The following is an 11,977-nucleotide window of genomic DNA, read 5'->3' as shown; positions in this document are numbered from 1 at the left end:
ATGCGCAATACAGTTACAATATTTTATATTTTCATTGCGATACTCGGTTTTGGGCTTTTGAGTACTTGCAGAAAGGATACAATCCCTTCAGCAGAGGAAACCTTTCGTTTTAGTAGGGGCCTATATTTACTGAACGAGGGTAATATGTCGATGAACAAAGCGTCTCTCGACTTTTATGATTTCACTACCGGAACCTATGAGAGAAATGTATATCAGCGAGCTAATCCATCCGTTGTCTTGGGTTTGGGCGATGTCGGTAATGATATACAACTGTACGGAGGCAAACTATACATAGCTGTAAACGCATCCAATAAAATAGAAGTGCTAGATGCGTTTACTGCCAAACGTATTAAGTCGATTGATCTTATTAACTGCCGCTATATAACAGCCGCACAGGGGAAAGTCTATGTCAGCTCTTATAACGCATCCATATCCTTAAGCCCTAATTCTCCGAACGGAACGGTAGTTGAAATCGATACCATGTCGCTAAACATTTTGAGAGAAGTTTCAGTAGGTCGGCAACCGGAAGGGCTTGCTGTTTCTAACAACAAGCTTTATGTCGCCAATTCAGGCGGATACAATCCGAATACCTATGAGCGAACGTTGTCCGTTATTGATCTGCCAACCTTCAAAGAGCTAAAGAGAATTGATGTTGCCATAAACCTACAACAAGTAAAAGTAGATCAACACGGCAAAATCTACGTAACGTCCAGGGGAGATTATAAAGGCAAGCATTCTAATCTTTTTTTCATCGATCCCTACACGGATCGTATAATAGAACAATTGGATAAACCCGTAAGTAATTTTTGGATTGACGACGAAAAAATATATACCTATGCTACCGAATGGGATAGCGACGCACAAAAGAACACGATTCTTTTTAATTCATTTTTGATTAACGACTTGAATAACGGTTTTCCTTATATAGATACTGACATAGCCGGCCGCATCACCATCCCGTATGGCATCGCCGTTGATGCTAATACTAAAAACGTTTATCTAACGGATGCAAAAAACTATGTTAGTCCAGGAACATTGTATGAGTTCAACGCAACAGGTAGATTATTAAGGTCTTTTGAAACAGGTGATATCCCCGCCCATATGGCTTTTTTGGGGAATTAATCGATCGTATCACTGCGATAGCAAGTACTTTGGGGTGAAAAATCAGAGGTGGATTAATCCTTTGTGTTTAAATATTGTCAAAATTAGCAGAAACACAAAATTATTGCTCGTAAGTAAAAGTTTATTAATAAACATCTATCTTAATTTAATAGCTTTGCTTACATTAAATTTTCTTTGTTATGAACAAGAAGGGTATATTTCAGCTACTTTGCATGACATTCTTGTCATTTGCAGTAGCAAACGCTCAGGAAATAGAATCGGCAGATCAAAACCCAAACTTCAATAGAAGTCTTCAACGCTATGCGAGGCTAAGTGATTCGTTACTTCGTTACCAGGGAGCGACCATTCAACAAACTTACAAGGCGTATGATTGGTACCAGGCAAGAGAAGAGCGAAGAGCCTTACGACGAGAAAGAAGGCATTTAGAGCGAATGGCCAATCCCTACTATAATGATTGGTATTATCCTTCCATTGGATTTGGTTATTACGGCTATAACAATTGGGGTTGGTCGCCATATGTGGGTTTAGGATTCAACACCAGAGGCTTTTGGTATTAACACTTTTAACTTAAAAAATAAAAAATTAAAATGAAACTTAAGCACTTTTTATTTTCCGCCGCTATAACGGCTGCTTCTTTCACTATATTTTCCTGTGCACGCCAAGTCACTCGTGTAAGTCCCGAAGAAACCATAGATATCAGCGGAAATTGGAATAATACGGATTCGAGGATGGTAGCTGACGAAATGACAAAAACGATTCTTGGAGCGGATTGGTTAGCTGATCATCTAGAAAAGCATGCCGGGAAAAAACCAGTAGTAATTGTAGGTATGATGCAAAATAAAAGCCATGAGCATATTGATGCTGAAACCTTTGTAAAAGATGTAGAAAGAGCTTTTATACAAACACAACGGGTACGCTTAGTTCAGGGAGGGAAGAAGCGCGAAGAGCTAAGAGCAGAAAAGGCCGATCAGCAGGAAAACGCTTCGCTTTCTACCATGAAGAAGTTTGGATTGGAAAATGGTGCTGACTATATACTTCAAGGCTCGATCAACTCTATAGTCGATTCACATAAAAGGCAAAAAGTTGTTTATTATCAGGTAGATTTGGAATTGACCGACATCCAAACAAATGAAGTTGTCTGGATTGGAGATAAAAAAATTGCTAAATACGTTAAAAACTAGTAGTTGAATCATCGTTGCAGTATGAAGAAATATTCTAAACAAATACCAATATCATTAATGGGTTTATTTTTGATGGTATTTGTTTATGGCTGTGCAAGTTATAACGAGCGAGTCGCATCATACTACAAAAAAATCGCAGAAGGTGATTACCTGGCAGCAGAAAAAGATCTCGAAAGGAACTCTTTATTAAAGAAACCCCGTAACAAATTGCTGTACTTAATGGAACTTGGCCGTGTTAGTCAATTAAATGGCAATTATGAGGCTAGTAACCGTTATTTTAACGAAGCAGACAGGTTGCTGGAAATCGGTTTAGGGAACACCCGAGATGCGATAGTTGGAACACTGGTAAATCCAATGACGCAAAACTATAAGGGCGAAGACTTTGAAAAGTTTATGATTCATTATTACAAGGCACTCAATTATATATACCTGAATAATACTGAGGAAGCCATTGTAGAGGCCAGACGCATTAGTTTACAAACGCAGGCGCAAGCAGATAAATACAACGATAAGGCCAATAGATATTCTCAGGACGCTTTCTCCCTTATGTTACAGGGGCTTATTTATGAACGTGACCGGGATGTTAATAATGCCTTTATCGCTTATCGAAATGCGGTAGAAGTGTATCTTAAACAAAAGGACACGATCTATTACGATACCCCCATCCCAACCGGTTTAAAATATGATGTAATGCGAATGGCCTACCTTAATGGTTTCGAATCGGAGCTTCAACGTTTTGAGAAAATTTTCAATATGCCTTACAAACATTACCAAGCAGGTGCGGGAGGAGAACTCGTCTTATTCTGGGAAAACGGCTTGGCACCCATTAAGCAACAAGAGGATTTAGTGTTTTCTTTGGTTAAAGGAAGTAATGGTGATTTTGTATTTACCAATGCAGCGGGAACGATTCTTATTCCAATTGATCATGATGTGTACCGTAATAACAGTACCAGTTTGAACGATGTACATAGTGTGCGGGTGGCCTTTCCTAAATATGTCTCAAAACCAGCTTATTTTACGGACGCTTCGATTAACGTTGACAGTAACCATTTTTATTTTGAAAAAGCGGAAGATATCAACGCATTAGCTGTAGAAACATTAAAACAACGTTTTGGCAAAGAAATGGGAAAAACACTTACCCGTTTAGCCATAAAAAAAGGTGCCGAGTACGCATTAAAGGAAAGCGCAAAAGGTTCCGGAAAAAACGGAAAAGACAATGCATTACTGGAAGGATTAGGTTTCGGCGTTCAATTATACAGTCTACTTTCTGAAAAAGCTGACACACGAAATTGGCAATCCCTCCCGAACCAAATACTTTACACCAGGGTTCCACTAAAATTAGGAGAAAACAAAATCGCCCTCCAACTGAAGAGCAAAGACGGCAATTCCCATACCGATACCCTTACTGTAAAGGGCAACGGCAACTTGCAGTTTTTAAGCTATCCAACGCTACGTTAATTAGCTGAATCAAGCTTAACTTACCACTCACTGGTTTCATGAAACACAACATCGGGATACTCACGCATTGTTGAATCAATATCCCACTTGGAGTTTGAAAGGTACACGGGTCTATTTTCCTTATCAAAAGCAATACGATTGGCCTGAGACCGCATGAGCTTTTCCATCTGATTTTGATCATTGGATGTTATCCAACTTGCTTTTGTGAAACTGATTGCCCTAAAATTACATGACGCACCATACTCATGAAGTAAGCGAAATTTAATCACTTCAAACTGAAGCTCACCCACCGTACCAACAAACTTTCTGCTTCCCAGATTTTGCGTAAAAAGCTGCGCCACACCCTCATCCACAAGCTGCGTAATTCCTTTTTCCAATTGCTTCGTTTTCATCGGGTCCATGTTTTCCAGCTCTTTAAAAATTTCCGGAGAAAAGCTTGGAATACCCAAATACTTTAACGTTTCGCCCTCAGTCAATGTATCGCCAATTTTAAAGTTACCAGCATCATATAATCCGATTACGTCACCGGGCCAAGCTTCTTCAACCAAACTCTTGGCATCGGCCATAAAGCTTGTAGGGGACGCAAATTTTAATTTTTTATTGGATCGGATATGTTGATAAAATTTATTACGTTCGAATTTTCCGGAGCATACGCGACAAAAAGCAATACGATCCCGATGGTTTGGGTCTAAATTGGCATGTATTTTAAACACAAAGCCTGTAAATTTTTCTTCGTTGGGCTGCACGGTCCTTTTATCTGTCTCTCGCGCTTGCGGCTCCGGTGCTATTTCTACAAACGTGTCCAATAACTCTTCAATACCGAAGTTATTGATTGCACTTCCGAAAAAGACAGGAGCCAAATAACCTGATCGATAAAGCGTCAAATCAAAAGGTTCATACACGCCTTCTACTAACTCAACCTCATCGCGTAATTTTCTCGCGGCTTTATCCCCCAGTTGTCGCTCAAGTTCAATACTCGACAGATCTTCAACTTCGATAAAGTCGTCAGCGATATTCATTTTATTTTCAGCGCTGAACAATTTTAGCTGTTTTTTGTAAAGATGATAAACACCCGCAAAGGTACTACCAATTCCAATGGGCCAACTAAGTGGGCGGGTAGAAATGTTTAGCTCCTTTTCGATTTCTTCCAATAGGTCGAAAGGGTCCTTGCCTTCACGATCCATTTTATTGATAAAAACCATTACAGGGATATGCCGCATTCTACAAACACTCATTAGCTTCCGTGTTTGTTCTTCAACTCCTTTAACACAATCAATCACCAAAATGACCGAATCAACCGCAGTGAGCGTTCGGTAGGTATCTTCTGCAAAGTCTTTATGACCGGGCGTGTCCAGTATATTTATTTTTCGGTCTTTGTAATTAAACCCCATCACTGAGGTGGCAACCGAGATACCCCGTTGTTTTTCAATTTCCATAAAGTCAGAGGTTGCTGTTTTCTCCGCTTTATTTCTTTTGACCGTGCCAGCTTTCTGTATAGCTCCTCCAAACAACAATAGTTTTTCAGTCAACGTCGTTTTACCAGCATCCGGGTGACTAATGATCCCAAAGATTCTTCGTTTATTTATCTCTATTTGCAAGTTGCTCATCGTTAACAGCGAAATTTAAAGGGGGCAAAGGTAAGGAATATATCGGTAAATATAGCGTTGGATTTTAGCAATACGCAATAGTAATGGATCTCCGAAACTTCCAGTTCAGCACAAAATTACTTTGTATTTACAAAAAGACCGACATTATACGTATAGATTTGAAAAAAAATCGTACTTTTGCCTGGCAAATAGTAACCCCTATACATATTTGCCATGCAATTAGATCCAGAAAAATTTGTAGCTGAAGGTCTCACCTACGACGATGTATTATTAATTCCTGCTTACTCCGAAGTATTGCCCCGTGATGTGGATACAAGTACGCAGCTAACGAAAAAGATCAGACTAAATATTCCTTTGATTTCTGCGGCCATGGATACGGTTACTGAGGCAGAACTAGCAATCGCTCTTGCCCAAGCAGGCGGTATCGGTATATTACATAAGAATATGACCAAGGAGGCACAAGCTCATGAGGTGCGTAAAGTAAAGCGATCGGAAAGCGGAATGATCCAAGATCCGGTAACTTTGAATGAAGCAGCGCTTGTTAAAGATGCTTTTACCATCATGAAAGATAATAAAATAGGAGGGATACCGGTCGTTGATGGCGAGAAAAAATTGGTCGGGATTGTTACAAATCGCGATCTACGTTTCCAAAAAGATATGGAAAGACCCATTAGCGAGTTAATGACCAAAGACAATCTAGTAGTAGCCCCCATAGGTACTAACCTTGTTAAAGCGGAAGAGATACTCCAAAACTATAAAATAGAAAAATTACCGGTGGTGGATGGCGAAGGGAAGCTTGTCGGCCTGATTACCTTCAAGGATATTCAGAAATTTAAACATTATCCAAACGCCGCGAAGGATGAGCATGGCCGCCTACTTGTCGGCGCAGCCGTTGGTGTTGCGGCAGATAATTTGGAACGCGTAGCCGAACTTGTTAAAGCCGGTGTAGATGTGATTACCGTAGACACCGCCCATGGTCACTCCAAAGGAGTGATAGATATGGTAAAAAGTGTCAAAAAATTATATCCCGATCTACAAGTAATAGCAGGCAACATAGCCACGGCTGAAGCAGCGATCGCTTTAGCTGATGCAGGCGCCGATGCCGTCAAAGTTGGCATTGGCCCGGGGTCTATCTGTACCACGCGTATTGTTGCGGGCGTTGGTGTACCTCAACTATATGCAGTTTTTGAATGTGCCAAAGCACTTAGAGGACGGAACATCCCGGTAATAGCAGACGGCGGAATCAAGCAAACGGGCGACATCGTAAAGGCAATTGCTGCAGGAGCAAGCACCATCATGGCCGGATCCTTATTTGCCGGGGTAGAAGAGTCTCCGGGAGAAACCATTATCTATGAAGGCCGAAAATTTAAGTCGTATAGAGGAATGGGATCAGTCGATGCGATGGCAAAAGGCTCAAAGGATAGATATTTTCAAGACGAAACAGATGTGGTCACTAAACTGGTTCCCGAAGGAATTGTCGGTCGGGTTCCTTATAAAGGCACCCTTGCAGAGATTGTTTATCAATATATCGGTGGGTTACGAGCCGGCATGCACTACTGCGGCGCTGCAACCATCGAACAGCTACAAGGTGCAAAATTTGTAAAAATAAGTGCTGCCAGTATGCGCGAAAGTCATCCACATGATATAACGATCACAAAGGAGGCTCCGAATTACAATAGCAGACAATAATAAAAAACGATTTAGCAATAAATAATGACCTGAGGCGTCTACCTGCCTCAGGTTTTTTATTGCCAGCCACTTTATATAACCAAATTGTTAATAAAAAATCCGCAGTGTAGAAACACCCCCTTAGTGTATTTTGTACAAGCTGATTATCAACAAGTTCTGCTAAAACCTTCATTATTAACAATAAATCCAACGCTTTTGTCGTTTCAATAAAGTTCAAATAAATTTTACAAGCATTTTGGTTTTTTTAAAAATTCGACTACATTTAGTAAATTTTAGCTGAAACATTTCTACCATAAAGTAGGGAAGGTGTTAAATAAAATAACCAGTAAAGCTAACAGAGACTGTTTAAAACCAACAATTTAAATGATAAGAATTAAATATTTTATTAACGCAACCAGAATCTTATACTAACCCACCTTATGAACACTATTACTCGTGCAAAATTGTCATTCATGATGTTTCTGGAATTTTTTATCTGGGGAGCATGGTTCGTGACCTTAGGAACATTTCTAAATATTAACTTAAATGCATCTGGACTGGAAAGCGCCAATGTCTTTTCCACACAATCTTTTGGTGCCATCATTGCACCTTTTATTATTGGTTTAATTGCCGACCGCTACTTTAATGCTGAACGGATTCTCGGTGTACTTCATTTAATCGGTGCCTTTTTGATGTACCAAATGTATAGTGCCCCTGATGTCAGTGTATTTTATCCCTACGTACTGGCGTATATGATCGGCTATATGCCTACCTTGGCGTTGGTAAACTCCGTTTCGTTCCGCCAAATGCAAAATCCTGAAAAAGAATTCTCTTCTATTCGTGTTTGGGGTACAATTGGTTGGATCATTGCAGGCCTAGTTATCAGCTATGTATTCCATTGGGACTCGGGTGATAATTTGAAAGCAGGCGCCTTGAAAAACACCTTTTTAATGGCCGGAATAGCGTCTTTAGTTTTGGGGCTATATAGTTTTATCCTTCCTAAAACTCCTCCGGTTGCACGCGAAGCAGGTGAAAAAAGCAGTATCTCGGAGATTTTAGGTTTAGACGCACTAAAACTCCTCAACAAAAAAGACTTTCTGATATTTTTTATTTCGGCTATTCTTATTTGTATTCCCCTGGCCTTCTATTACCAGAATGCGAATCCATTCCTATCAGATATTGGTTTACCAAATCCAACCGGTAAAATGGCTATTGGCCAGATATCGGAAGCATTCTTCCTACTGCTTCTTCCAGTTTTTTTTAGCCGTTTTGGATTTAAAAAAACCATTTTGTTCGGAATGCTGGCGTGGGCGATAAGGTATGCTTTATTTGCATATGGCAACGCTAATGAACTTTCGTTCATGCTTATTATCGGTATTGCACTTCATGGAATATGTTACGACTTTTTCTTTGTTTCCGGTCAAATTTATACCGATGCTCGCGCAGGCGAAAAGTATAAATCATCCGCTCAAGGACTGGTTACATTAGCAACCTATGGAGTGGGAATGCTTATCGGTTTTTGGGTGGCAGGCTTTGTCACAGAACATTATAAAGCAGCAGCGGTGGATAATTTATGGCAACATGTCTGGATCGTACCGGCATCGATAGCCGCTATAATATTTGTATTATTTGCACTTTTCTTTAAAGAAAAGAAAGAGATCCATGCAATCAGTGAATAACTTATTAAAATAAACATGGACTTACCAGGCAAAGAAATAGCACATTACTAACGAATACTAAAACGACAAATAAACTAAATCAATTATGGCAGATAATGTATATGATGCGATAGTAATCGGATCAGGTATCAGCGGAGGCTGGGCAGCCAAAGAATTAACAGAGAAAGGGCTCAAAACAATTATGTTGGAGCGCGGCAGGAACATCGAACACATAAAGGATTACGAAAGCCCCAATAAGAACCCTTGGGATTTCCCTCACCGCGGTGGCAGAACGCAAAAAATGATTGAAGATTATCCGGTATTGAAGAGGGATTATCCCCTCAACGAAACGAATTTAAATTATTGGGTAAACGAAAAAGAAAGCCCGTACGTTGAGATAAAACGATTCGACTGGTATAGGGGTTATCACGTAGGTGGACGCTCATTAATGTGGGGCCGCCAAAGCTATCGTTGGAGCGATCTTGATTTCGAAGCGAATTTGAAAGATGGAATAGCGGTCGACTGGCCAATAAGATATAAGGATATTGCGCCGTGGTATAGCTATGCCGAAAAATTTGCGGGTATCAGTGGAAATCGGGATGGATTGGCCGTGTTGCCTGATGGTGACTTTATGCCGCCGATGGAAATGAACGTGGTAGAAAAGGATGTTGCCGCACGGATTAAACAGCATTTTGGTGGAAAAAGACATTTTATTATTGGTCGTACAGCGAATATCACGGTTCCGCACAATGGACGCGTAAATTGCCAATACCAGAATAAATGTTGGTTAGGATGTAATTTTGGCGCTTATTTCAGCACGCAGTCCGCAACGTTACCAGCCGCTGTAAAAACAGGTAATTTAACGGTTAGACCTTGGTCAATTGTAACTAAAATCATCTATGATAAAGATACTAAAAAGGCCAAAGGTGTAGAGGTGCTGGATGCGCAGAACAATCAGACATACGAATATTTTGCTAAGATCATCTTTGTAAATGCGTCCGCACTAAATTCTGCTTGGGTATTAATGAACTCAGCAACAGATGTTTGGGAAGGCGGGCTTGGAAGCAGCAGCGGTGAATTGGGACATAATGTGATGGACCACCATTTAGGTGTTGGAGCTAGTGGAAGAGTCGAAGGCTTCGAAGATAAATATTATTTTGGGCGCAGAGCAAATGGTTTATACATCCCTCGCTTCCAAAACGTCGATGGTGATAAGAGAGATTACTTACGAGGATTTGGCTATCAAGGTGGTGCCAGTAGACAAGGGTGGAGTAGGAATGTCGCTGAAATGAATATTGGTGCTGACTTCAAAGATGAATTATGTGAACCTGGATCATGGACAATTGGTTTCGGTGGATTCGGTGAAATATTACCTTATCATGAAAACAAAATCACGTTGGATAAGGAGAAAAAAGATAAGTGGGGTCTTCCTGTACTGGCGTTCGACGTAGAAATTAAAGAGAATGAACTAAAAATGCGTAAGGACATGGCCGAAGAGGCAAAAGCAATGCTGGAAGCCGTTGGTGTAAAGGATGTCTTTACCTACGATCGCGAGTATGGTTTCGGTCAGGGAATCCATGAAATGGGAACAGCACGCATGGGTAGAGATCCTAAAACTTCCGTATTGAACGGAAATAATCAAGTATGGGATGCTCCTAACGTTTTTGTAACAGATGGTGCTTGTATGACCTCTGCGGCTTGCGTGAATCCTTCGCTTACGTATATGGCTTTAACTGCACGTGCCGCTGACTTTGCTGTGAAGGAGTTGAAAAAGGGAAATATTTAACAACCAATTTATTTAATCATGTCTGATACTAATAAAAATAACAAATCACAAACAAATGAATCCAGAAGGAGCTTTATAAAAGCCGGTGCTTTAGCAGCGGCTGGATTTATGATTGTTCCTAGACACGTTTTAGGAGGATCCGGTTTTATTGCGCCAAGCGATAAACTACAGGTTGCAGGTATTGGTGTAGGTGGTAAAGGATCAAGTGATATCAATGCTTTTTTTGAGAGCGGAAAAGCGGATATCGCCTTTTTATGTGACGTAGATGATAGAAGAGCTGCAGGGTCTGTAAAAAAATTCCCGAAGGCAAAATACTACAAAGATTATAGGGAAATGCTTGACAAAGAGCATAAGCATATAGACGCTGTTTCTGTATCAACTCCCGATCATAATCATGCTATTCAGGCACTCGCAGCCATGCAGTTGGGAAAACACGTATATGTTCAAAAACCGTTAACTCATGATGTTTGGGAAGCGCGCGTATTAACCGATGCTGCAAAGAAATATAAGGTAGTAACTCAAATGGGTAATCAAGGAGCCTCAAATGACGGCCCAAGGCAAGCCCGCGAATGGTATGAGGCCGGAATTATCGGTGATGTGCATACGGTATACTGCTGGACAGACAGACCGGTATGGCCTTCTGGAATTCAGTGGCCTACACAAAAGGCTGAAATTCCTAAAGAATTAAATTGGGATCTTTGGTTAGGCACCGCACCTCAAAAGGATTATGTGGATAAATTGGTTCCATTTAACTGGCGTGGATGGTGGGATTACGGAACCGGTGCATTGGGAGACATGGGCTGTCACTTACTAGAGCTACCATTCAGCGTATTGGGTCTTAGTTATGTACAAGATGTTCAGGCAAGTGTAGGTACCGTATATGTAGATGAATTTAAACGAGGGTATTTCCCTGAGAGTTGTCCTCCTTCAAGTCATGCTACGCTTACCTTCCCGAAAGGCACTAGAACCAACGGGCCCGTAACATTACATTGGATGGACGGGGGTATTCAACCGGAAAGACCCGAGGAGCTGGAACCTAATGAGATTTATGGCGATGGTGGAAACGGAATTCTATTGATCGGTACCAAAGGAAAAATTCTAGCCGACACTTACGGAAAAAATGCACGTCTTCTTCCAACGTCAAAAACAGCAACTGTCAATGTACCAAAGAAGTACGATCGCGTTGTCGGTCAAGAGGGAGGACATTATGCGCAATGGGTGGAGTCTTGTATCGCCGGGTACGGAAAGAAACCGGTGAGCTCACCCTTTGAAATTGCCGGACCACTTACCGAGGCTTTGCTAATGGCTAATTTAGCAATTAGAGGTGCCGACTTGCGCATCAATAATCAATATCCGGGCCGCAACATTAAATTGGTTTGGGATAACAATGCGATGAAGGTGACGAACTTTGACGAAGTGAATCAATTCGTTAAACGAAACTACCGTTCAGGCTGGGATGTAAAATACACAATATAAAAACCGTTAAATAAACTAAAG

At 40.8% G+C, this 11,977-nt stretch carries 9 protein-coding genes; 8 read left to right on the top strand and 1 reads right to left on the bottom strand.

Going from position 1 to position 11,977, the window contains the following annotated elements; translation table 11 throughout:
• The 4 genes from FKG96_RS15505 (at position 1) to FKG96_RS15490 (ending at position 3,761) form a co-directional block, all read left to right on the top strand.
• A complete protein-coding gene (locus FKG96_RS15505; protein WP_130856011.1) occupies positions 1-1,122 on the top strand; it encodes a YncE family protein in 1,122 nt (373 codons plus the stop codon).
• Positions 1,123-1,301: 179 nt separating this feature from the next.
• Positions 1,302-1,679, top strand: a complete 378-nt coding sequence (locus tag FKG96_RS15500; RefSeq protein WP_130856012.1) for a hypothetical protein — start codon at positions 1,302-1,304, stop codon at positions 1,677-1,679.
• A gap of 30 nt (positions 1,680-1,709) precedes the next feature.
• A complete protein-coding gene (locus FKG96_RS15495) occupies positions 1,710-2,303 on the top strand; it encodes a penicillin-binding protein activator LpoB (RefSeq protein WP_013666902.1) in 594 nt (197 codons plus the stop codon).
• 21 nt (positions 2,304-2,324) lie between these two features.
• Positions 2,325-3,761 carry a COG3014 family protein gene (locus FKG96_RS15490; protein ID WP_041387532.1) on the top strand — a complete coding sequence of 479 codons (1,437 nt, stop codon included), beginning with the start codon at positions 2,325-2,327 and terminating at the stop codon, positions 3,759-3,761.
• A 20-nt stretch (positions 3,762-3,781) separates the two neighbouring features.
• Here the strand turns inward: FKG96_RS15490 and FKG96_RS15485 are convergent, their stop codons facing one another.
• Positions 3,782-5,368, bottom strand: coding sequence for a peptide chain release factor 3 (locus FKG96_RS15485; RefSeq protein ID WP_130856013.1), 1,587 nt, complete (start codon positions 5,366-5,368; stop codon positions 3,782-3,784).
• A 213-nt stretch (positions 5,369-5,581) separates the two neighbouring features.
• On the opposite strand from FKG96_RS15485, the gene guaB reads away from it, so the two are divergent.
• The 4 genes from guaB (at position 5,582) to FKG96_RS15465 (ending at position 11,956) form a co-directional block, all read left to right on the top strand.
• Positions 5,582-7,057 (top strand): IMP dehydrogenase, encoded by a 1,476-nt coding sequence (guaB, locus tag FKG96_RS15480; protein ID WP_013666899.1) that lies wholly within the window; start codon positions 5,582-5,584, stop codon positions 7,055-7,057.
• A gap of 419 nt (positions 7,058-7,476) precedes the next feature.
• The gene (locus tag FKG96_RS15475; RefSeq protein WP_013666898.1) at positions 7,477-8,715 is read left to right on the top strand and encodes a nucleoside permease; all 1,239 of its coding nucleotides are present in this window, start codon (positions 7,477-7,479) and stop codon (positions 8,713-8,715) included.
• 85 nt (positions 8,716-8,800) lie between these two features.
• Complete coding sequence (locus FKG96_RS15470; RefSeq protein ID WP_013666897.1) at positions 8,801-10,480, top strand: GMC oxidoreductase; 1,680 nt, start codon at positions 8,801-8,803, stop codon at positions 10,478-10,480.
• 18 nt (positions 10,481-10,498) lie between these two features.
• Positions 10,499-11,956, top strand: coding sequence for a Gfo/Idh/MocA family protein (locus FKG96_RS15465; protein ID WP_013666896.1), 1,458 nt, complete (start codon positions 10,499-10,501; stop codon positions 11,954-11,956).
• Positions 11,957-11,977 lie beyond the last annotated feature (21 nt).

The organism is Olivibacter sp. LS-1, from assembly GCF_008245145.1.
GTDB lineage: Bacteria > Bacteroidota > Bacteroidia > Sphingobacteriales > Sphingobacteriaceae > Olivibacter > Olivibacter oleidegradans.
Note: the sequence above shows the minus strand (reverse complement) of the source record. Positions and strands in the feature narration are given on the sequence as shown.

What these genes read in the sequence shown, in the direction of transcription:
- FKG96_RS15505 (WP_130856011.1), top strand. Translation starts at nt 1, where the DNA reads ATGCGCAATACAGTTACAATATTTTATATTTTCATTGCGATACTCGGT.
- FKG96_RS15500 (WP_130856012.1), top strand. Translation starts at nt 1,302, where the DNA reads ATGAACAAGAAGGGTATATTTCAGCTACTTTGCATGACATTCTTGTCA.
- FKG96_RS15495 (WP_013666902.1), top strand. Translation starts at nt 1,710, where the DNA reads ATGAAACTTAAGCACTTTTTATTTTCCGCCGCTATAACGGCTGCTTCT.
- FKG96_RS15490 (WP_041387532.1), top strand. Translation starts at nt 2,325, where the DNA reads ATGAAGAAATATTCTAAACAAATACCAATATCATTAATGGGTTTATTT.
- FKG96_RS15485 (WP_130856013.1), bottom strand. Translation starts at nt 5,368, where the DNA reads ATGAGCAACTTGCAAATAGAGATAAATAAACGAAGAATCTTTGGGATC.
- guaB (WP_013666899.1), top strand. Translation starts at nt 5,582, where the DNA reads ATGCAATTAGATCCAGAAAAATTTGTAGCTGAAGGTCTCACCTACGAC.
- FKG96_RS15475 (WP_013666898.1), top strand. Translation starts at nt 7,477, where the DNA reads ATGAACACTATTACTCGTGCAAAATTGTCATTCATGATGTTTCTGGAA.
- FKG96_RS15470 (WP_013666897.1), top strand. Translation starts at nt 8,801, where the DNA reads ATGGCAGATAATGTATATGATGCGATAGTAATCGGATCAGGTATCAGC.
- FKG96_RS15465 (WP_013666896.1), top strand. Translation starts at nt 10,499, where the DNA reads ATGTCTGATACTAATAAAAATAACAAATCACAAACAAATGAATCCAGA.